The sequence below is a fragment of the Ruegeria sp. CL7 genome, assembly GCF_056536445.1.
Window position 1 is genome coordinate 1,123,644 of the sequence record NZ_JBQFPQ010000001.1, and the last position, 21,589, is coordinate 1,145,232.

Annotated in this window: 24 protein-coding genes; 3 read left to right on the top strand and 21 right to left on the bottom strand. The window is 57.7% G+C overall.

The window, feature by feature from the left end; genetic code table 11:
• Window positions 1-79 precede the first annotated feature (79 nt).
• Both ctrA and sciP read right to left on the bottom strand, forming a co-directional pair.
• Window positions 80-796 carry a response regulator transcription factor CtrA gene (gene ctrA, locus ACR0LI_RS05685; protein WP_152457936.1) on the bottom strand — a complete coding sequence of 239 codons (717 nt, stop codon included), beginning with the start codon at window positions 794-796 and terminating at the stop codon, window positions 80-82.
• A gap of 86 nt (window positions 797-882) precedes the next feature.
• Window positions 883-1,176, bottom strand: coding sequence for a CtrA inhibitor SciP (gene sciP, locus ACR0LI_RS05690; RefSeq protein ID WP_480718159.1), 294 nt, complete (start codon window positions 1,174-1,176; stop codon window positions 883-885).
• A 128-nt stretch (window positions 1,177-1,304) separates the two neighbouring features.
• On the opposite strand from sciP, the gene mnmA reads away from it, so the two are divergent.
• Entirely contained in the window at window positions 1,305-2,450 is a 1,146-nt protein-coding gene (mnmA, locus tag ACR0LI_RS05695) for a tRNA 2-thiouridine(34) synthase MnmA (RefSeq protein ID WP_171632577.1), read from the top strand.
• On the opposite strand, the gene ACR0LI_RS05700 is transcribed toward mnmA, so the two are convergent.
• From ACR0LI_RS05700 to ACR0LI_RS05790, 19 genes are all read right to left on the bottom strand, one after another.
• Window positions 2,447-2,992 (bottom strand): carboxymuconolactone decarboxylase family protein, encoded by a 546-nt coding sequence (locus tag ACR0LI_RS05700; RefSeq protein ID WP_480718160.1) that lies wholly within the window; start codon window positions 2,990-2,992, stop codon window positions 2,447-2,449. The genes mnmA and ACR0LI_RS05700 overlap by 4 nt on opposite strands.
• A 100-nt stretch (window positions 2,993-3,092) precedes the next feature.
• Window positions 3,093-3,668, bottom strand: a complete 576-nt coding sequence (locus ACR0LI_RS05705; RefSeq protein WP_480718161.1) for a hypothetical protein — start codon at window positions 3,666-3,668, stop codon at window positions 3,093-3,095.
• Window positions 3,661-4,827: a lipid-A-disaccharide synthase gene (gene lpxB / locus ACR0LI_RS05710; RefSeq protein ID WP_480718162.1), complete on the bottom strand. Its 1,167-nt coding sequence runs from the start codon at window positions 4,825-4,827 to the stop codon at window positions 3,661-3,663. The genes ACR0LI_RS05705 and lpxB overlap by 8 nt, the downstream gene beginning before the upstream one ends.
• Window positions 4,827-5,621 (bottom strand): LpxI family protein, encoded by a 795-nt coding sequence (locus tag ACR0LI_RS05715; RefSeq protein WP_480487509.1) that lies wholly within the window; start codon window positions 5,619-5,621, stop codon window positions 4,827-4,829. The genes lpxB and ACR0LI_RS05715 overlap by 1 nt, the downstream gene beginning before the upstream one ends.
• Before the next feature lie 4 nt (window positions 5,622-5,625).
• Complete coding sequence (gene lpxA / locus ACR0LI_RS05720; RefSeq protein WP_171168239.1) at window positions 5,626-6,411, bottom strand: acyl-ACP--UDP-N-acetylglucosamine O-acyltransferase; 786 nt, start codon at window positions 6,409-6,411, stop codon at window positions 5,626-5,628.
• Window positions 6,408-6,881, bottom strand: a complete 474-nt coding sequence (gene fabZ, locus ACR0LI_RS05725; protein ID WP_152457928.1) for a 3-hydroxyacyl-ACP dehydratase FabZ — start codon at window positions 6,879-6,881, stop codon at window positions 6,408-6,410. Before fabZ ends, lpxA begins: the two co-directional genes overlap by 4 nt.
• A gap of 73 nt (window positions 6,882-6,954) precedes the next feature.
• The gene (locus ACR0LI_RS05730; protein ID WP_480718163.1) at window positions 6,955-7,476 is read right to left on the bottom strand and encodes an OmpH/Skp family outer membrane protein; all 522 of its coding nucleotides are present in this window, start codon (window positions 7,474-7,476) and stop codon (window positions 6,955-6,957) included.
• A gap of 63 nt (window positions 7,477-7,539) precedes the next feature.
• Window positions 7,540-9,900: an outer membrane protein assembly factor BamA gene (gene bamA, locus ACR0LI_RS05735; RefSeq protein WP_209833191.1), complete on the bottom strand. Its 2,361-nt coding sequence runs from the start codon at window positions 9,898-9,900 to the stop codon at window positions 7,540-7,542.
• 127 nt (window positions 9,901-10,027) lie between these two features.
• A complete protein-coding gene (locus tag ACR0LI_RS05740) occupies window positions 10,028-10,156 on the bottom strand; it encodes a hypothetical protein (protein WP_480619345.1) in 129 nt (42 codons plus the stop codon).
• Window positions 10,157-10,234: 78 nt separating this feature from the next.
• Entirely contained in the window at window positions 10,235-11,587 is a 1,353-nt protein-coding gene (rseP, locus tag ACR0LI_RS05745) for an RIP metalloprotease RseP (protein ID WP_171632595.1), read from the bottom strand.
• A 4-nt stretch (window positions 11,588-11,591) separates the two neighbouring features.
• Complete coding sequence (gene dxr, locus ACR0LI_RS05750) at window positions 11,592-12,764, bottom strand: 1-deoxy-D-xylulose-5-phosphate reductoisomerase (protein ID WP_480718164.1); 1,173 nt, start codon at window positions 12,762-12,764, stop codon at window positions 11,592-11,594.
• Window positions 12,764-13,546, bottom strand: coding sequence for a phosphatidate cytidylyltransferase (locus tag ACR0LI_RS05755; RefSeq protein ID WP_480619341.1), 783 nt, complete (start codon window positions 13,544-13,546; stop codon window positions 12,764-12,766). Before ACR0LI_RS05755 ends, dxr begins: the two co-directional genes overlap by 1 nt.
• Window positions 13,543-14,274 (bottom strand): isoprenyl transferase, encoded by a 732-nt coding sequence (locus ACR0LI_RS05760; protein ID WP_171116012.1) that lies wholly within the window; start codon window positions 14,272-14,274, stop codon window positions 13,543-13,545. The genes ACR0LI_RS05755 and ACR0LI_RS05760 overlap by 4 nt, the downstream gene beginning before the upstream one ends.
• A 9-nt stretch (window positions 14,275-14,283) precedes the next feature.
• Entirely contained in the window at window positions 14,284-14,847 is a 564-nt protein-coding gene (gene frr, locus ACR0LI_RS05765; RefSeq protein WP_171632603.1) for a ribosome recycling factor, read from the bottom strand.
• Window positions 14,848-15,029: 182 nt separating this feature from the next.
• The gene (acuI, locus tag ACR0LI_RS05770; RefSeq protein WP_480718165.1) at window positions 15,030-16,025 is read right to left on the bottom strand and encodes an acryloyl-CoA reductase; all 996 of its coding nucleotides are present in this window, start codon (window positions 16,023-16,025) and stop codon (window positions 15,030-15,032) included.
• 89 nt (window positions 16,026-16,114) lie between these two features.
• The gene (locus tag ACR0LI_RS05775; protein WP_171632609.1) at window positions 16,115-17,218 is read right to left on the bottom strand and encodes a dimethylsulfoniopropionate demethylase; all 1,104 of its coding nucleotides are present in this window, start codon (window positions 17,216-17,218) and stop codon (window positions 16,115-16,117) included.
• A complete protein-coding gene (locus ACR0LI_RS05780) occupies window positions 17,219-17,749 on the bottom strand; it encodes a DinB family protein (protein ID WP_480490125.1) in 531 nt (176 codons plus the stop codon).
• Window positions 17,746-18,450, bottom strand: coding sequence for a DUF1326 domain-containing protein (locus tag ACR0LI_RS05785; RefSeq protein ID WP_152457918.1), 705 nt, complete (start codon window positions 18,448-18,450; stop codon window positions 17,746-17,748). Before ACR0LI_RS05785 ends, ACR0LI_RS05780 begins: the two co-directional genes overlap by 4 nt.
• A gap of 4 nt (window positions 18,451-18,454) precedes the next feature.
• A complete protein-coding gene (locus ACR0LI_RS05790) occupies window positions 18,455-19,219 on the bottom strand; it encodes a DUF2182 domain-containing protein (RefSeq protein ID WP_480488144.1) in 765 nt (254 codons plus the stop codon).
• 115 nt (window positions 19,220-19,334) lie between these two features.
• Here ACR0LI_RS05790 and ACR0LI_RS05795 point away from each other — a divergent pair, with 115 nt between their 5' ends.
• Window positions 19,335-20,066, top strand: coding sequence for a FadR/GntR family transcriptional regulator (locus tag ACR0LI_RS05795; protein WP_171723319.1), 732 nt, complete (start codon window positions 19,335-19,337; stop codon window positions 20,064-20,066).
• A 117-nt stretch (window positions 20,067-20,183) separates the two neighbouring features.
• Window positions 20,184-21,584, top strand: a complete 1,401-nt coding sequence (locus ACR0LI_RS05800) for a selenium-binding protein SBP56-related protein (RefSeq protein ID WP_152457916.1) — start codon at window positions 20,184-20,186, stop codon at window positions 21,582-21,584.
• The last annotated feature ends 5 nt before the right edge of the window (window positions 21,585-21,589 follow it).

Sequence of the window (21,589 nt, forward strand, 5' to 3'; positions counted from 1 at the left end):
GGCCATGGCCAGGTCCAGACGTGCTGAGCCGTGAGTGCAAAGTGCCACCCTGGACCACCGGCGGCACTGGTGGTTCAATTCAAAGCCCGACTGCCATCCGTGTTTCGTCCAGCGTGTTGCTTTGCGGGTCTCGCAGCACATAGCCACGGCCCCAGACGGTTTCGATATAGTTCTCTCCACCGGTCGCATTGCTGAGCTTTTTGCGCAGTTTGCAGATGAACACATCGATGATTTTCAGCTCAGGTTCATCCATGCCGCCATACAGGTGGTTCAGAAACATTTCCTTGGTCAGAGTCGTCCCCTTGCGCAGGCTGAGCAACTCGAGCATCTGGTATTCCTTGCCGGTCAAATGAACCGTCTTGCCATCCACTTCCACGGTTTTTGCATCAAGGTTCACCGCAATTCGCCCTGTATGAATGATCGATTGCGAATGCCCTTTGGAACGGCGGATGATGGCATGGATGCGTGCCACCAGTTCTTCGCGATGGAAAGGCTTGGTCAGATAATCATCGGCGCCAAAGCCGAATCCCTTGATCTTGCTTTCGGTATCATCGGCACCGGACAAAATCAGAATCGGTGTTTCCACCCTGGCGATCCGCAACTGGCGCAGAACCTCATGCCCGTTCATGTCCGGCAGGTTCAAATCCAGCAAGATCAGGTCGTAATCATAGAGTTTTGCCAGATCGATTCCTTCTTCGCCAAGATCCGTCGCATAGACGTTCAGGTTCGCATGCGTCAGCATCAGTTCGATGCTTTTGGACGTGGTCGGATCATCCTCGACAAGAAGTATGCGCATTTTTCACTGCTCCAATTCGGGTCAATAATTCCAATTAAAATTAAACCTGACCAAGAATGGTTAATCTGACGTTACCGTTGAATCATTTATTCACGCTCTCCTTTAGGTTGTCGATACTTTTTTAGCGCCGTCGCCTTCAACGCCTCAACGCCGTGTTCCGCGATCAAAGAAACCCAACCGTTGAATTCTTCGTCGCTCAGGCCGTATTTCTTTTTTGCGTCAGACAGGCTGATCAACCCGTAAAGCACGCCACGCACGACAAGAATCTTGCGTGACGCCACCCATCGCCTTGTGTTCGCGGGCGGCAAATCCGCATGCGTCAAAATGGATCCATCCGGCAGAGCAACAAACCTTGGCCCTTCAACTTTGTGCAAATACATCGCTTTACCCTTCTTGCTGCACCAAAGCTGCCCTCAGCCTACTTAAAGTCGCGTGAAACCGCCCCTTGAGAGTGTGTAGAATTTTCCTATATTCTGCCGGTCTTTCTTAACCCGGACTGGAATCTGCAATGGCCCTCGACACCGAGACCCCGCTGAACTCGCTTGGCTTTGCCAAACCACCCTCGGAAACGCGGGTCGTTGTGGCGATGTCGGGGGGCGTCGACAGTTCCGTTGTCGCGGCCTATCTGGCCGATCAGGGCTATGATGTGGTTGGTGTGACTTTGCAGCTTTATGACCACGGCGCGGCATTGGCCAAGAAAGGCGCCTGTTGCGCTGGAATTGATATTCATGATGCGCGACGCGTGGCGGAAGAGCGGGGATTTCCACATTACGTTCTGGATTACGAGAACATCTTCAAGGATGCCGTGATCGACGAGTTTGCCGACAGCTATCTGGCAGGCGCGACGCCGGTTCCCTGCATCCGCTGCAACGAGCGGGTGAAATTCAAGGACCTTCTGGAAACCGCCAAGGATCTCGAGGCAGACTGCATGGCCACCGGCCATTACATTCAGCGCAAGATGGGCGCCAACGGACCGGAACTGCACAGCGCCGAAGACGCCAATCGCGATCAGTCCTATTTCCTGTTCTCGACCACGCCAGAGCAATTGAACTTTCTGCGCTTCCCGCTGGGCCACTTACCGTCGAAAGACGCAACCCGTGAGATGGCGGCGCAGTATGGGCTGTCGGTGGCGGACAAGCCCGACAGCCAGGATATCTGCTTCGTGCCCGACGGCAACTATGCCAGCGTCATCGAAAAACTGCGCCCCGGAGCCGCGGAACCCGGCGAGATCGTTCACGCCGATGGCCGCGTACTGGCGCAACACAACGGTGTGATTCACTATACGATCGGCCAACGTCGCGGTCTTGGCATCGGCGGCCTCAGCGAGCCGCTTTATGTCGTCAAACTGGACGTCGACAAAAAGCAGGTCGTTGTCGGCCCGAAAGAGATGCTGGCAACGCGAGTCGTTCCGGTGCGCGAGATCAATTGGCTGGGCGATGACCCCTTCTCGTCACGCGATGAATGGCATCTTTCCGTCAAAGTCCGCTCGACCCGCCCGCCGCGCGAGGCAATCATTCGGCCGCTGTCGGACACTACGGCCGAGGTCGAACTGCTGACCCCCGAGGAAGGCATCTCGCCAGGGCAGGCCTGCGTGTTTTACGCAAACGAAGGCAGCCGCGTGTTCGGCGGTGGCTGGATCTGGCGTGGGTATTAGGCCGAAACCGGCTCGACCTCGGGTTCGATCTGAATCTGCAATGCATCGTTGAACCGATTGAACGCACCGCACAAGGCGATGCGCCAGGTCAGCTCGACGATCTGAGCATCGGTGAACCATTCCCTCAGATCCGCCACTTCGGCATCCTTCATACGGCCCGACCGGATCGTCACGGCTTCGGCATAGCGCACGACCGCCTTGTCACAGGCATCCAGTTCCGGATGATCCTCGACGTCCGGCAGACGCGCCGCCCCTTCGGGGCTCAGCCCCGCGACGGTCAGCAGCGGTGTGTGATGCGAGACGCAATAATCGCAGGCATTCAGTTTTGAAACCGTCACCATCGCCAGCTCCAACGCGCGGCGCGACAAGTTCTCTTGCTCTCGCAGGGTTGTCAGCATTCCCGTGACATGGTTCAGAACCGGAGGGCAATACGCTGCGACGCGGGCCCAGTTGTCAAACGGGCCATAGGCACCCAATGCAGCGTGGGACGCGCGCGCGTCGGCGGTCATTTCCTGATCCGACAAAGGGGGGATGCGGGTCATGTTGAAAACTCCTTTTCTGGGTCACGATACCCTGGACCTGCGCCCCAGCAACAGACCTTTGCAGGTCACATATGCGAGACAACGCGCTCTCTTTGCCGGGTCACACCATATCGGTGGGAGAGTTGAAGAGAATATAGAGCCCGACGCAGACCATGATATAAGGCGCAATCCGATCCAGTCGGGCAACGCGCGGACCAAGGCTTTTGGCGTGGGGCGCGCCCCATGCCGCAACAACAACCAGCAAGGCGGCCGCGCTGGCGGCACCGATCAACGCAACAACCCGATAGGACGGCGCCGAGTCCGCAAGCAGAGGGGTCATTACCGCAAAACTGTCTATCGAGAGGCTCAGGAAAAGCGTCACCACCGAAGTCACCGCCCCTTTTGACTCCGCACCTTCGGTGTCCGCGTCGCGAAACTGATGCCAGATTCCGCGCAAGCCAAACACCAGCGGGACAAGGCCAAGATAGCCGATCCAAAACGGAAGGCCGCTCTGGTTCAGGCCCATGGCCACGGTCATGGCCAGGGAAAGTACGATCGTCTGAGCGACGGCAAAGCCCACGATCGCACGGCGCTGTTCCATTACCAGGATCAAGCCCAACAAGACAGCCAGATTGTCCAGATTGGTAGAGATCATCGCGATCCCGGCAGAGACTGCAAACAGCGCGTGGTCAAGCATTGCGTGGCTGCATTCTGTTCAAAACCGCCCGCGCCGCGCGCAAGCCGGGTGCTTCGCCCCCTCGCCCCAACCTGTCCATGGTCAGGTTCATGGCATGCTGTTGCGCATAGGGCGCGTCGGCGACCTTTCGCAAGGCTTCGGCGATTTTCTGAGGCTGACAATCATCCAGCAGGCATTCCGGCACGGCGCGTGTTTCCGAAACCAGATTGACCAGTGTAACGGTGTCCAGCTTGACCATCCGTTCCGCCATTTTCTGCGTCAGCCAGTTCAGCTTGTACGCAATGACCATCGGCGTATTCTGCGCTGCAAGTTCCAGCGAAACCGTTCCCGAAGCAGCAAGGGCAAGATCTGCGGCGCCAAAGGCCGCTCGTTTGTCGGCCATGGCTTGTTCCGCACCCACCCGGCGGGGATCCAGCACCACGGGCGCGCCAGGCCATTCTGGTACCAGTTCATTTATCAGATCTGTTGTCGCACCTACGGTCGGGATCACCACGCGGTAATTCGGGTGGTCATCGAAAAACAACCCCAACGCGCCGCCGAAAGACTCTGCCAGACGTTCAATCTCACCCCGCCGCGACCCGGGCAAGGCCAGCAGGATCGGCGCATTGCCCAGATCAAAGCGGTGGCGGAAGGCGGCGATCTCATCTGGTGTGGCAGTCGGTTCGCCAACCACAGGATGGCCGACAAAGTCGCATTCCATCCCTGCCCGCTCCATGTACGGAGGTTCAAAAGGAAGAAGAGCCAGCACATGGTCGATGACCTTTGCCATCTTGTCTGCACGCCCGGGGCGCCAGGCCCAGACACTGGGCGCAACATAATGCACGGTTCGGATTTTGCTGTTGGCTTTTACGATTTTGGCGACGCGCAAGCTGAAATCCGGGCTGTCTATGGTGATCAATACATCCGGTTTCGTGTCCAGCACCGCCTGTGCCGTCTCGGATATCCGCCGTTTCAGGTGAAAAAACTTCGGCAGCACTTCGACAAGCCCCATGACAGACAGCTCGGACATCGGGAACCGGCTGCGCAGGCCCTGCGCTTGCATCAGCTGGCCTCCCACACCGTCGAATTCAATCTCGGGCACCAGGGTTTTCAACCCCTCCATCAGCGCGCCGCCCAACCGGTCGCCCGAAGGTTCACCGGCGACCAGAAAGACACGCATCAGACTGCCCGCTCGCGGATATAGAGAAACAGACCCAGACGGTTGCATTCAGCGATGACGCGTTCTTTTTCCAGAACGAGCACACCGCCTTTTTCCAAAACGATCCCGGACAAACCTGCCGCAACCGTGTCGGTAACAGTTTCCGGCCCGATGGCGGGCAAATCGGCGCGCCGATCCTGATCGGGTTTGGGGCCTTTGAACAGAATGCCCCCGCCAGCGTCGGGGCGTTGGGTCAGGGATTGCAGCATCCACGCGGTGCCGAACACCCCCTCGATGGCCAGCGCCTGCCCTTTGGACACGGCACAAGCCTGCCCGGTATCCGCCGCCCCCATTGCCCGAAGAATCCCGGCGGCGCGGTCAGCGTCGGCCATGTCGGCGTCTGAGGGCTGGGCCTCGGTCAGACATCCCACAGGCGGCAACAAACCGGGCGCGATCTCATGTGCGGCCCTGAGGGTGAGGCCGGCACCCTCAAGAATTCCGATCACGGCGCGCAAAGCTCCGTCATCGCCGGACAGGATGGCCTTTTGGATGATCGGAACCAGCGGCAGCGTCGCGGCGTCGATGCGGGAAGGGTCGATTGGCGGGCGTCGAACAGCGCCGGCCAGACAGATATCGGTCACGCCCCGCGCCTTCAGGTCAGCGATGAAACTGCCCAATTGTTCCAGAGGAAACACGACATCTGCACTCAGGCTGTCAGGCAGAAACCCCTCCATCGCGCAGATCAGAGGGCGTTCTGTCAACTGCGCAACAACTTCGGTCGGCAGCGCCCCGGTTCCCGCAATCAACGCAAGCATGACCCTATTTCCTCGGGGTCAGGAAGGATCGGTCACTGTGGCCGGTGACGAAATCCACGATCTGCTGCACATAGTCGCTTTCGTTGCCTTCACCGATCCGGCTGGCGCGATCCATAAAGGTGCCTTCGCCGTCGGACAATTCCTTGAATGCCGCGCGCAGCGCCGAGATATCTTCACGCGATACACCCTTGCGCTTGAGACCGACGAGGTTCAGGCCATCCAGCTCACCCCGCGACGCCTGTACCAGGCCGTAAGGAATAACATCTTTCGGCACCATGGTCAGCGCGCCAATAATGGCCCCGCGTCCAACGCGCACCCATTGATGCAGCCCTGAAATGCCACCGACGATCACGTCGTCTTCGACGATGCAATGCCCCGCCGCGCCGGCATGGTTCACCATGATCACACGGTTGCCGATCTGAACGTCATGGGCCACGTGAACACCCGCCATCAACAGGCAGTCGTCACCGATCCGCGTGACCCCTCCGCCACCTTCGGTCCCGGTATTGATTGTCACATGCTCGCGAATTCGGTTGCGTTTGCCAATCTCAAGCCGGGTGTTTTCGCCGCTGAATTTCAGGTCCTGAGGGATCTCACCAATCACCGAGAAATTGAACACGACGGTATCGTCGCCGATCGAGGTGTCGCCCGTCACGACCACATGCGATTTCAACTCGACCCGATCGCCCAGTTTCACCTGTGGGCCCACGTGGCAGAAGGGACCGATGATACAATCCTGTCCAATCTGCGCACCGTCTTCAATAATTGCGCTGGGATGGACTCCGTTCATGTTGTCTTTTCCATATCCCAGTCGACATAAGCCGAGAATTCCGCCTCGGCGGCAACTTCGCCTTCGACAGTTGCACGGCCGCTGAATTTGAACAGCTTTCCGCCTTTTTTCCCACGCACTGTTTCCACATGCATTTCCAGCACATCACCGGGCACCACCTTGCGGCGGAATTTGCACTTGTCGATGCTCATGAAGTAAATCAACAGCTCGGTGTCGATGACGTCCATTCCCACACCCAGCATCACACCGGCGGTCTGCGCCATTGCCTCGACAATGGTGACACCCGGCATGATTGGCGTACCGGGGAAATGCCCCTGAAAATGCGGTTCGTTCATGGTGACATTCTTGATTCCGCGCGCCGACTGATAGCCCGAGATATCTACCACCTTATCGACCAGCAAAAACGGATAGCGGTGCGGCAGGATCCTCTGGATCAGCTGAATGTCTGCGCTTTTGGTTTCTGTGCTCATGATGCAGATATCCCGTTTTGGATGTTTCTTTTTTTGCGTGGTTAGCAATACAGCACTGCAAGGGCAAGCGAACCTATTCGCCCTGACCCTGTTGCAAATCGCTTCCATCACCAATCGCGGCGTTTATTCGGATGATTGCGGCTTCGGTGATGTCGGACGTGCTGACGACGACATTAGATCGCTCGATCATCACGCTGGCCCCAATTTCGCGCAACAGATCGACAAGGACCGGGCGCACAATCTCGGAAAAGGTCTGCTGGGCTTCTTCGCTGCGACGGGCCAGTACGTCCAGCTTTGCCCTTTGCCCCTCGCGATGGGACTGAACCTTGAGATCAAACGCCTCGGCCAGGGGGCGGAACTCGTCGGCCGACATGGTGGCGCGCTGCTCGGTAAGTTCCTTTTCTTCGCGGCTCAGTTCCGCGACAATCCGTTGGTTTTCTTCGGACAGTAAGGCGCTTTCCTTTTCAATTTCGCGCAAAACGCGCTGTCCGAAAGCGGACTTGGCAAACAGCTCTTCACTGGACAGGGTGACCACACTGGCTTGAGGCACACCAAGCTGCTGAGCATTTGCCAAAGGCGCCAGGACCATCGTCATAAATGCACACAGGGCCCAAAGCGGGCCCCGTGTTCTGCCAAGCAATCTGTTCAGCATCGCGGATCAGAACCGGGCCTGGATCGTAAAGTCAAAGTTCTGCTCCTTGTCGAAAGATTCTTTCTTGAGAGGCTGCGAGAAGTTGAACTGCAACGGCCCGAACGGAGTTTCCCACAGCACCGAAATGCCGATCACGTGGCGGATCGATCCGTTAGCACCGACAATGGTTGCACCTGCCGTATTGACGTTGTCGATGTTGTAGAGGTTGCCGACATCATAGAACAGGCCGCCACGCAGACCCAGCTCCTCGGGCAGACCCAGCGGGAAATCGGTTTCGAAACGGGCAACCCAGTAGTAGTTGCCCCCGATCGCGTCATCCTGACCGTTGGACAGGTCACGCGGTCCGATACCCGCAGGTTCGAAACCCCGAAAGGTATTGGGCCCCAGCACAAACCGGTCAACAGTACGGCTGAAATCGTTTCCGCGCCAGTGCAGCGCGCCCAGCTCCATCGTGGCCCGAAGCACCACTTCTTCGTTCCATACCCGGGTTTGCGCGATACCACGCGCCGTGGTCTTGAAGTACTTGTTGTCCCCGCCAAGTCCAGCGGCATCAACGCCAACCTCGAACAGAACGCCGGTATTGGGGTCCAGACCGCCGATACGGCTGTCATAAATGTAGGACAGTCCCAAAGAACTGGACGTCCGTTTGCCCTGCGCAATTTCAGAAGCAATCACCGCGCCGTTAACTTCGTTGTCCTGCTGCGTCATCTCGCTGCGGTCCCAGCCATAGCGGAGCCGCAGAGCCGACAATTCACCGATCGCATAGGTCAGCTGCGGTGCAAAGAAAAGACTGCTTGTGTCGTAACTTGCAAACCCGGAATTGGTGGCAGACAGCCCCAGACCAAGGTCAAAGCGCAGCTTGCGACCCAGAAGGTAAGGCTCTGTGAAGCTGAGCGTATATTGTTCCGAGTCCTGCGCGGTCGAGATCGACACACCAAGGTTCTGGCCACGACCCAGGAAGTTGGATTCGTTCAGGGCAACGGCAATCCCGAAGCCGTCCGTAACCGAGTAGCTGCCTCCGAGGCTCAGCGAGCCGGTAGGTTGTTCTTCAACGTCTACATCCAGAATGACCTGGCTGGGCGACGATCCCTCGCGCGGCTCGACTTCCGCGACGGCGAAAAAGCCCAGGGCATTGATGCGCTCGGCGGCCTGACGGATTTCGCGGGGATTGAACGGGTCACCTTCGACGGTATCGAACTGACGGCGGATCACCCGGTCCAAGGTGGTTGTGTTACCTTCAATATCAATCCGCTCGACAAAGATCCGAGGACCTTTTGTCAGAACAAATTCGATATCCAAAGTCAGATCGCGGTCATTGCGTGTAACACGTGGTTCCACGCGAAGGAAATCCACACCTTGCTTCAGGCCCAGCCGTTCCTGTCGCGTAATCGAATTTTCAACCAGCGTCGGCGTATATGTCACGCCGGGCTTGATCTTCAGCGCGTCCTGATAAGGGGCCGGATCCACGCCCGGAATCTCACTGACGGTCGTGATCTTACCAAATGAGAATTTCTGGCCCTCGGTTACATTCATCACCAGGAAAAACGCATCCCGTTCGCTGGTAAACTCGACATTGGCGCTGTTCACGCGGAAGTCGACATAGCCTCGTGACAGGTAGAAATCCCGGATGACCTGCTTGTCGAACTCGATACGATCGCCGATGAAGGTGTCGTTCCTGAAGAACGTCCGCAGGAAAGTTGCCTGCTTGGTTTCCAGAACGCGGCGCAAGCGTCGGTCCGAAAAGGCACGGTTGCCGACAAAGCTGACACGTTCCACTTCGATGGTCGTGCCTTCGGCCACTTCGAAAACCAGATCAACCCGGTTGTCGCTGCGGCGGATAATCCGAGGGATCACGGTCGCGGCAACACGGCCTTGGGCTGAATACACTTCGGCAATCATATCAGCGTCAGACTCGGCCACCTGCGGGGTAAAGACGCGGCGCGGCTGCGATTCGATGACGTCCAGCAACACGTCGTCTTTGACACGGGCGTTACCCTCGATGCTGATCTGATTGATCGTCGGATATTCCTGAACCGTGATGACCAGCGTAGACCCCCGCGGCGTCAGCTCGACTGTTTCAAATACACCACTGTCAAGCAAACGCTGATAGGCATCATTGAGCTGGCCCGCAGTTACAGTCTGGCCAGGTTCGATTCCCGTTCGGGCGATGATCGTACCGGTTTCAATCCGGCGATTGCCCTCAACATCAAACGAATTGATCGTATAGTTTTGCGCCTGTGCTGCATGCGGAAAAGTCATTAAGCTTGCAGCAACAAAAAGGAAAAGAACCGCTAGCGCCTGCCACAAAATCTTGTTTGTTGGCATTTGCTGCCCGCAGGATGTGCCCGCCCCTCGCCTGTCAGTCATTTTATGCTCTACCCAGAATTTAAGACTTTAATGCTGAGTAACGGGATTGAATGAGCTTGTCAAAAGGCGAAATAGAAGCAGCCGCGAAGACTGCCATTCAAATTGACGACGTTAATTTCAGTAAGAATCACATGGCCGCCAGATAGGCGGCACCTGCCATAGCCGACGCCGTAACTGCAAAGCTCAGCAGAACATCCCAATTCAGCACGAACAGGAAGCTAAAGCTCTGATACGATTTTTTCAGCGTTTTGGTCATGGTTTTTCCCTCAGACGCAAAAATCATAACGTCAGAATGAGGCAATTTTGCGGCCCAATCTTGCGCCACGCGCCACAATTAGCAGAACAAATCGTTGCTCACTGAAAACAGCATGAGGGTGAGAATTAAGGTGATCCCTACACCCATGAGCACCCGCAAGGCCCCATCACTGGGTGGTTTCCCTGCAATGGCTTCATAGGCGTAGAACACAAGGTGCCCGCCATCCAATGCCGGGATCGGAAACAGGTTCAGCAATCCGACCGCCGTCGACAGAACCGCGATGAAGAAAATGAAGTTCTGCGCCCCCTGGCTGGCCATTGCCCCCGAGGTTTCGGCAATCCCGATCGGCCCCGAGATGTTACAGGTGCTGATTGCCCCCGTCACCATGTGCCACATACCAGACAGCGACCCTTCGATAATGCGGCCCGTCTGTCTGACACCGCCGGTCAGTGAATCCAGAATACCGGCCGGTTCAGTTGCTGGCTCCAGCATCATGCCCCCGATGATCCCAATCCGCCAATGGGTGACGAAACCGCCATCCGGCTGAGGTTCATCCGTGCGTCGGGGGGCCAATGCGAATTCCAGCTCGGACCCATCCCGCCAGACGTCCAACAGCAGAACCCGGCCGTCGGACCCTTCGACAAAATCCTTCAGCTGCTCGAAGGCAAAGATCGGCTCTCCGTTCACCGCCGTGATGACATCGCCTTGTTTCAGTTGAATATCCATCGCCGCGCTGCGTGGGGCCACTTGGCGGATCAGGGGTGGAAACATCCATGGTGCTTGTACATCCAGCGTTTCACCGTCCCGGATCACCGTGTAATCCAGAACCGGTTCCACAGGCAGCGCATCGATAAAGTCCTGCCAGGCCCCCTCTTCATCATAGTCAGGTGTCGGTGTGCCGGCGATTGCGGTGATCACATCACCTTCTCTCAGTTCCTGCACAGTGCCTGGCAAGGGTTGCAACGTTCCGACCGTCAGCGGCTCCTTCGATACGCCCTGTGACCAGAAAATCAGGCCAAACACCAGAATGGACATGACGAAGTTGAAGACAGGTCCGGCCGCGACCGTTGCGGCTCGTGCCCACAAAGGGGCACCATGCATGGTGCGGCGCAGCTCTTCCGGGCTTTGGGTAGCGATGCCTTCCATCGCCTTTTCATCCTTGCCCGATGCTGCATTGGCATCGCCCAGGAACTTTACGTACCCCCCAAACGGCAGCAACGCGATCTGCCATCTTGTCCCCCGTTTGTCGACACGGCTCCAGAGAACCGGGCCAAACCCGATCGAGAACACTTCGGCATGGATACCGGACCAACGCCCCACAATGTAGTGGCCGTATTCGTGCACCGCGACGATGACCGACAATGCGATGACAAACGCGACAATCGTCCAGAGAAGATTGCCAAATTGCGGGATTAGGGAAAGTACGTCCAAAATTCTATCCTGCTCGTTCCACCACAGCGTCATCGACCCACTGACGTGCCAGATGGTCTGTTTGCTGTACGTTATCAAGGGTCATCGGGGCATCAATAAGGCTGTCTGACGCGTCGAACCTGTCGAGAACCGCGGCGACGGCATCAGCCATATCCAGAAATCCGGTCCGGCGCGCGATGAAATGATCCAGCGCACGTTCCTTCGCGGCGTTTAAAACAGCACCCGCCAGGCCGCCACGCGCCATCACGTCCCGGGCCAGTTTCAATGCGGGATAACGTGCCAGATCCGGAGCGTTGAAACGCAACTGCCCCAGCTTGGCCAAGTCAAGGCGCTGTATCGGCAATTCCCGTCTTTCGGGCCAATGCAGCGCGTAACCGATGGCGTGGCGCATATCGGGTGCCCCCATATGGGCCATCACCGCACCATCACGATACCCGACCAGGGCGTGTACTATGGATTCCGGATGCACCAGCACTTCAATCTGATCCGGTTTGACATCGAAATATTCTTTTGTTTCAATGACTTCCAACGCTTTGTTGAACATGGATGCGCTGTCGATGGTGATACGCTGCCCCATATCCCAATTCGGATGGCAGGAGGCTTGTTCCACCGTCGCGTTCACCAGTTCACTCAGGGGCCAATCACGAAACGCCCCGCCACTGGCGGTGATGATCACACGCTCGACTGTTTCGATGTCTTCACCGACCAAAGCCTGAAACACCGCCGAATGTTCGCTGTCGACCGGCAGCAATCGCGCACCATGCCGTTTGGCCGTTTCCAGAACCAACGATCCTGCGCAGACCAATGTCTCTTTGTTGGCCAGCGCGAGGGTCGTGCCCTGTTTCAACGCCTCGATGCCCGGCGCCAACCCGGCCGAGCCGACAATGGCCGACATGATCCAATCCGCCGGACGTGCCGCAGCCTCGACGATGGCACGCGGGCCCGCAGCCGCCTCGACGCCACTGCCGGCCAAAGCGGAACGCAGGTCATCAAGCCGGTCTTCATGAGCGGTGACGGCAATATCGGCACCGAGCCGACGCGCGTCATCCGCAAGTCTTTGAATATTGGCGCCACCGGTCAAGGCCACGACGTCATACTCGGACGGTGCACGCGAAATCAGATCAATCGTATTCTGCCCGATCGACCCGGTAGCTCCAAAAACAGATACCTTTCGCATTACATTTCACCCGGCGAATAGATCAGCCCCGCGATCAGAACGAACAGCGCGGCCCCCATCATGCCATCAAACCGATCCAGAAAGCCGCCATGGCCCGGTATCAGGTTCGAACTGTCTTTGACACCGAACTTGCGTTTGACCGCACTTTCAGCAATATCACCGGCTTGGCTTGCCATTGAAGCCAAAACGGAAACAACGACAAAAGCGAATCCAAAGCCGGCCAGGCTTGCAAAAACCGCGCCGACACATGCCGCGGCGGCCCACCCTCCGGCGGTTCCCGACCACGTCTTCTTCGGGCTGACCTTGGGCCAGAATTTCGGGCCACCAACCGCCTTGCCCACGAAATAGCCCGCGACATCAGTGGCGACCACGACAGCAATCAGCCAAACCATCCAGCCAAAACCGGAATTTTCGCGGATCGAAATGAAACCCAGCCCGGCCCCGACGATCCAGACCACGAACATCCCGAACAGAACCTTCGAACGACTGATCTGCCCCACTCCCACAAGCGCAGGCGCAAGCACGACCGGCAAAGTGTAAATCGTCGGCAGATGATAGCTGAGAACCACGGTGATGCTTGTCAGAATCCCCAATTGAACAGCCACGCCGCGGGCTTGCGGGTCGATCATCCGAACCAATTCCCACGTCATCAGACCACAGGCTGCGGCGATGAAGGTTTCGAACCACCACCCGCCAAGCCAGACTTCGATTGATCCGATCACGACAAGAACAGCAGCAGAAAGAACCCGTGTTGTCAGGTCAGACCATCGGCCGTCTCTCATGCCAGAACCGCTCCGAACCGCCGATCTCTGGTGCCGTAATTCTGGCACAGACGGGCCAGTTCAGCAGCAGTGAAGTCCGGCCAGAGGGTGTCGATGAATTCATATTCCGAGTAAGCCGATTGCCAAAGAAGAAAGTTTGAAATCCGCGCTTCACCGCTGGTTCGGATAACAAGGTCGGGATCAGGAAGAACACGCGTATCCAGATACTTAGGAAGAGTTTCTTCATCCACCTCTTCGGGTTTCAGCCGGCCTTCAGCCACATCCCGTGCCAGACGCTTGGTGGCGCGTGCGACCTCGTCGCGACCACCGTAATTCAGCGCGACGGTCAAATGAACCAGATCGTTGTTCTTGGTTTCTTCTTCCAGCGAGTCCATCAACTCGATCAACTTGGAATCCAGCCGGACCCGATCTCCGATGAACCGAACGCGGATGCCATTATCCGCAAGTGTCCGGGTTTCCTTGATGATATAGCGGCGGAACAGGTTCATCAGGCCGGCCACCTCGACCTGGGTCCGCTTCCAGTTTTCGGTCGAAAAAGCGAACACCGTCAGATACTTGATCCCCAAACCAGGGCAGGCCTCGACAACCTCGCGCACGCGCCGCGCGCCGGCATGGTGGCCGAACAGCCGGGGACGGCCGCGTGCCTGCGCCCAACGACCATTGCCATCCATGATGATGGCCACATGGCGCGGGCCGGACTCCAGCTCGGTTTGCGGGTCTTTTGGCATCAGTTCGGCTCAGACCTGCATGATTTCGGCTTGCTTGGTTTCGAGCGCAGCATCCACGGCCTTGATCATCTCATCCGTCATGTCCTGAACTTCGCTTTCCCAAAGCTTCTGGTCATCTTCCGACATGCCGTCCGCCTTGGCCTTCTTGATCTGATCCATGCCATCGCGACGCACGTTGCGGATCGCAATGCGCGCGTTTTCCGCGTACTGACCGGCGACCTTGCTCAGCTCGCGGCGGCGTTCTTCGTTCAACTCGGGAATCGGCAGCATTATGATGGTTCCGTTCAATTGCGGATTGATACCAAGGCCGCTTTCGCGGATGGCCTTTTCCACCTTACCCACCAGTGACTTGTCCCAGACGTTAACAGTGACCATACGCGGTTCGGGCACGTTCACGGTGCCCACCTGGTTGATCGGTGTCATCGAGCCGTAAGCGTCAACCATGACAGGTTCCAGCATCGAGGCCGAAGCACGCCCTGTTCGCAATGATGCAAATTCGGTTTTCAGATTGGCCATTGCGCCATCCATGCGGCGCTGCAGATCATTGGTGTCCAGTTCGAAGTCGTCAGACATTCTGCTCACTCCCCGTCTTCAGGTACTCTTTGGATGGGTCTTACGCCATCGCAATTGGGATGTATAGCAATCATGATCGGGAATTGTATCAATGGCCAGAGGTGTTGCGACCAATTTGGACAAACATCGTTTTCCGGAACCTGGCCGAGTTTCTTCGGCCAGGTTGCTTTCATGGGTCAGCCTCAGGCGTTCACATCCACCACGACGCGGCCCTTGACCTGACCTTTCAGAATGTCGGCGCCCAGTTGCGGCAGATCGGACAGACCGGCCGGTTGAACCATCGCCTCAAGCTTGTCCATCGGCAGATCCGTGGCGATCCGTTTCCATGCGCGCACCCTGTTGTCATAGGGCTGCATCACGCTGTCGATGCCCAAAAGGTTCACGCCGCGCAGCAGGAACGGAATCACCGTCGCAGGCAAAGCAGCCCCCCCTGCCAAACCTACCGCAGCAACAGAGCATCCGTATTTCATCTGGCCCAGAACGCGTGCCAACATGGCGCCGCCCACAGCGTCAACGCAGCCCGCCCATGTTTCGCTTTCCAGAGGGCGTTTTGTGGCCTCGTTCAGGTCGTCGCGCGGCACGATGGTCGTCGCTCCAAGTGATTTCAGATAGTCACCGGTTTCGGGCCGTCCGGTGACCGCAGCGACCTCATAGCCCAAATTGCCAAGAATGGCCGTGGCCACCGACCCGACGCCGCCCGCGGCCCCGGTTACCAATACCGGTCCACGATCCGGGGTCAGCCCATGATCCTCCAGCGCCATGACCGCCAGCATCGCAGTAAACCCGGCAGTGCCCACTGCCATTGCCTGACGCGTTGTCAGCCCATCGGGCAGCGGCACCAGCCAATCGGCCCGCGCGTTGGCTTTTTGCGAATAGCCGCCCCAATGTGCCTCACCAACGCGCCATCCGGTCAGAACAACCTTGTCTCCGGGTTTGTAGCGGTCATCCGATGAGGCCTCGACCGTGCCGGCGTAGTCAATGCCGGGGACATGCGGATAGGCCCGCACCAGCCCGCCCCCTTTCGGAGACAGGCACAGGCCGTCCTTGTAGTTCACCGTAGAATATTCGACCGCAACCGTGACATCACCATGCGGCAGGTCATCCACCGACAATTGTTTGATCGAGCCGGTGGCAAGTCCGCTCTCTTCATCCTTGTCCATCACAAGTGCATTGAACATTTGTCATTCCTTTCGTGTTCAGCGACCAGCCCATGTCGTCAGCTGGTTCAAAATATCCCGAGGTCGACGCGGCAGCGTCCTTGATTCTGCTAGATCCAGAAATGCGATTGCACGGTCGCGCGGCGCATCCCGGCCGGTGTTTCCACTTCCAGTTCCGTCCCGGCATCCCAATGGCTCAGGCGCACCATACCGATCGCCACATTGGTTTCAAAATCCGGAGACCAGGCCGCTGATGTCACCTGCCCCACGCGCTTGCCGCTTGCAAACAGGTCCCAGGGACGATCGCAGCCCGGTACAGGCTCACCGGCGATGGCGATTGGCCGGATTTGCTGCACCGGCCCTTCCTTGGCGACACGCAACAGAGCATCCCGACCGATACAGCCAATCGCGGTATGCGTGTTGCAGAACTTTCCCAGACCGCATTCATGCGGGGTATTGTCGTCGGTCATGTCGTTCCCATAGGACAACAGCCCGCCCTCAATGCGTTCGATCAGGTTCGGGCAGCCCGCGCGCACGTGCAGGTCTTCGCCGGCGGCAAACAGGGCGTTCCACAAAGGCATGCCGATATCGCCACCTTCAACGTATATCTCGAAACCACCCTGTTTCGAATAACCGGATCGCGCGACGGCCAGATCGCGCCCCTCGAACTCGAACATGTCAAATTTAAAGAAACGGATGTCGCGCACTCGGTCCCCGAAGACACGCGCCATCAGCTCGTCCGCCTTTGGGCCCTGAACGGCAAGCGGCGACACGTCCGGTTCATCCACCAGCACATCCAGACGGTACCCAACGGCGATACCCTTGACCCACAGCAACAGATCACTGTCGGCAATCGAGATCCACCATCGGTCTTCGGACAACTTCACCGCCACCGGGTCGTTCAGCATGCCGCCGGTTTCGTCAACGATCGGCACATAGAAACATTGCCCCGGCAGCATACCGCGCAGATCGCGCGGGGTCAGCATCTGCATCAGACGCGCAGCATCAGGGCCACGCAATTCAACCTGCCGCTCGCACGACACATCCCAGACCTGCACATGGGTCTTAAGATGCCGGTAATCGGCTTCAACACTTTCAAAAACCGTCGGCAACAACATACGGTTGTAGACCGTATAGCCCTTGACCCCGGCAGCTTCGACTCCTTCAGAGAACGGAGTGCGCCGCAAGCGGCGTGAGGCGGAAATCTGCGGCATTCATACCTCCTGCGGCATAAAGACGATATCACTGACAGGCGCTTCCGAGCCCGTCTCGGTCAGCATTTTGTGCACTTGCCCCCTGTGATGGGTCTGATGATTGAAGAAATGGATCACGCACAGCGCGTAAGGCATTGTGACATCAGCCTCTTTTGCGGTGGAATACCACGTGAACGAGCCGGTCAGCGGATCATCCCCCAGCCCTTCTGCCCAGTTCAGGATACGCGCATCGATCTTTTCGCGTAACGCCAACCAGCTTTGCAGGTCCGGGCACAGGTATACGCTTTCATGGATACCACCGCCCGCCTTGTGAATATTGCCATCTGGCCCGTCGCGCTTTTCGAAACGCGACATCCACATCCAGTCACCCCACAGCAGATGGTTCACCGTGCCCATAATCGAGCCAAAGAATGCTCCGCGTTCAAGGGTCAGTTCCTTCGGTGTCAGAGATTGCAAAAACTCTGCCAACTGATTGTTCTGCCAGCGATTGTAACGAGCCATTTCCTGCGCATACCCGCCCGTGATCATCATTTGGGCCCGTGCCAGTCGATCGGGCAGATTTCAGCGGACTTGCCGCCAAAGTCCCAGACCCGGCCATAGTCTCGCACCTTCGATTTGGTGCCACGCGCCACGATGATGTCAGGTCCCATCCAGTATTTGGAATTTGAGACCATCACCGGATGCTCCGGGTCCTTGCCCGCAAGCATCTCGATCTCTCCTTGTATCTTGCGACCAATCGCGATCCGACGTTTGTTTCCGTCGCGCTCGATCTGGACCGGCGCCCGTTCCGCACCGATGATCTCGCTGACCAGCATGGTAAACAGACCCGTCGTGCCGCCCGCCTGACCGCTGAAGATTTGCAACAATCCGTTGTAAGCCTTGCCGCTTGCGCGCTCGTCGACATAAGCGGCGACTTTCCACTGGCCTTCCCCCATCCGGCCCGGAATATCGACCAGCAAGCCGACATTCAGACCCGACAGATCCTCGCCTTCATAGTGGCCTTCATCAACGATGATGCCCATCCAAGCATGGCAGTGACCTTCCGTAGGGGGATGTGCGCCCAGCGACACCACGCAGGGGCAAAACACGTCACATGAACAGTTCAGGATCAGTTCACCCTTGATGGCCCATTCCGTCGGACTCATCTCTCGCCGCTTTGGATTGGGCATGCGGCTGTCGATACGCTGACTGACGGGCAGCCGATCGGCATCTGGTTTTCTGTTTTTAGCCATTGGCTTATCCTCCGTAGCTAATTGGATACACGAGCAGGACGATACCGCCCGCAATCAACACAAACCCCATTGGACGGGTCACGGCGTGCCCGATCTGAGGAAGTTTCTCCAAAACCATGAACAGGGTCGCGAGCCCCATCCACAACAGGCTCATGACACCGCCTACAAAGCCGAGTGCCATAAAGCCCCAGCAACAGCCGACGCAAAAGGCGCCAAGACCCAAGCCCATGCGCACGCCACCTGCAAAACCGGTTCTCCAATGTCCCAGGAAATAGGTCATCGGGGCATGGCAGACACCGTGGCACACCTCTTTGGCGCGGGAAAACTGAAAGGCGCCCACGGCAATCATCAAGCCGCCCGCGACCCAGCCGGATTTGGCAATTCCCAGCATATCGACAACACCGCCAAACAGCAGAACCAACTGAATTCCTGCGATCACGGCCGCAAACCCGACCCAGACGATGGAATACCCGGCCAGAACCCCCAGCCAGCCGGCGCGGCTGCCATTTGCGCTGCGGATCAGGTCATCGTAACTGCGCAGGGTCGGGATCAGGGTCGGCAGCATCATGGCCGCCATCATGATCGCCCACATTGAAAACAGCGGCCCGAACTCGGCCATGGGCATGTACATGTCCATGCGCGGATCCATCGCGGCCATCGCCTGCCCCATCGGCCCCGGACGGCCGATCAGATCAAGGCCCATGTCCCGGCTCATCGAGAACATGACCCACCACGCCCACAAGATCAGAACATAAAAGCCCAGCCACATTCCGCTGCGCAGCCACGTACGACTCACTTCGGCCTCCCGACTCAACTCCCTTGCTTTTCAAATGTCAGACTTTTAAATGTCAGACAAATAAAAATTTGCCCAAGGTCGTCTGAAGATGAAAACCGCGCCCCGGAAAACCGCAGACCTGTCTGCCCAGATCGCCCAGGCCATTCGGGATGCGATCGTATCGGGTGAACTGATCGTGGACGCGCGCCTGCCGTCCGAAGCCGAGCTGTCGGATCAGTTCCAGGTCTCTCGCCCGACCGTGCGTGAGGCATTGAAACGGCTGGCCGCGCAATCCTTGATCCGCACACAACGCGGCGCTTCCGGCGGGGCGTTCGTGAATCGCCTGAGCTTTGAGGATGCCTATTCTCAGCAAGTCACGACTTCGACATTGCTGCTGTCGATGAATGCGGTCAGCTTCGATACCGCATGCGAGGCGCGATATGCCCTGGAAAGGGCCTGTGCGCCTTTGTCAGCGCAGCGGCGCACGGCAGATCACCTGGCGACCATGCGGGCAGAAATATTCCGCCAGTCCCAACCGGGCCTGACGGACGAGGCATTTTGCGCCTCGGACGTGACTTTCCATCGCGCGCTGGTGGATGGGGCTGGCAACCCGGTCCTGTCCTATCAGCTGGCGGGCGCCGTGGAAGCGATGCAACCGCTGATGAACATGATCACATTCACGGCGCGATCCCGCGAAGAGATCATCGGACTGCACAGCAGAATAGTGGACGCGCTTGAGGCAAAAGACGCGGACACCGTAGACTCCGCACTTGTTGATCTGGAACACTACACACGACGGCTGGCCCATGACGTGGCCGAAAGCAAACGTAAACCGACCTGAGGGCCGCATTCGAAACAAGATCAGAACAAGGGGCAAAAAAGCGGGCAGATTTTCATCCGGCGCCAAGATCGGAACTTTCAATATGAATTGAAGTTCAATGACTTACGGGAGGACGTTATGAACCAAAGACCGGACCCAAGTTTTTATCCATCCGCGAAACTTGCGATGGAGGGCCCCGCTGAGACGCTTGCATTCACGCTGATGCTCAGCCCTGACTTTTCTCAACCCGACGGGCTGGCGGTTGTGAATGTCGATCCAAGCTCGGACGATTTCGGAAAGATCGTGCATCAGGTGATCATGCCCGAAAAGGGCGACGAATTTCACCATTTTGGCTGGAACGCCTGTTCTTCTTCCCTGTCGCCGCTGAGCGGTCATGCGTTTCTGGAGCGGCGCTATCTGATCATCCCGGGCATCCGGTCCAGCCGGATTTATGTCATTGACGTGAAGAACCCGCTTGAGGCCAAGATTCACAAGATCATCGAACCCGAAGAAGTCTTTGCAAAGACAGGGTATTCCCGTCCGCACACGATCCATTGCGGGCCCGAGGGCATCTATGTCAGCACCCTTGGTGGCGGCGGCCCCGACGGCACAGATGGCCCTCCAGGCATATTCATCATGGATTGCGAGACCTTCGATATCATCGGGCGCTATGAGATCGAGCGCGGCGTGCAGGACAAGCATTATGATTTCTGGTGGAACCTGCCGCGTGACTACATGGTCAGTTCCGAATGGGGCCTGCCGCCGCAATTCGAAAACGGGCTGGTGGCCGAGGATCTGTTGTCCAACAAGTACGGCCACCGGATCCATTTCTGGAACCTTCGGAACCGGACGAATATTCAAACCATCGATCTGGGCGAAAACCATCAGATGGCCCTGGAAATCCGCCCCGCGCATGATCCCGTAAAACAATACGGGTTCTGCGGCGTTGTCGTCGATACGACCAACCTGCAAGGGGCGATCTTCACCTGGTGGCGCAATGATGACGGCACGTTCGAAGCCAAGAAGACCATAACAATCGATCCGCAACCCGCTGATCCTGATGATCTTCCTGACCTTCTGAAGGGCTTCTCTGCCGTTCCGCCGCTGGTCACTGATATCGACCTGAGCCTGGACGACAAGTACCTCTATGTCGCGTGCTGGGGAACCGGCGAGATGCATCAATACGATGTATCCGACCCGATGAACCCAACCCTGGCAGGCAAGGTCGAGATCGGCGGAATCGTCAAAAAGACAAAGCATCCAAATGGTCAAACCTTTGGCTATGGTCCACAGATGGTCGAAATCAGCCGCGACGGCAAACGCGTCTATTGGACCAATTCGCTTTATTCCACGTGGGACGATCAGTTCTACCCCGAAGAAGGTGGTGCGGCCATGGTCAAGGCTGATGTCGGCGAGAATGGTGGTCTGACATTGGATCCGAAGTTCTGGGTAGAGTTTCCCAAGGGCTATCGCAGCCACCAGATACGGTTGGAGGGCGGAGACTGTTCAACCGACAGCTTCTGCTATCCGTCGGTCTGAGTTGG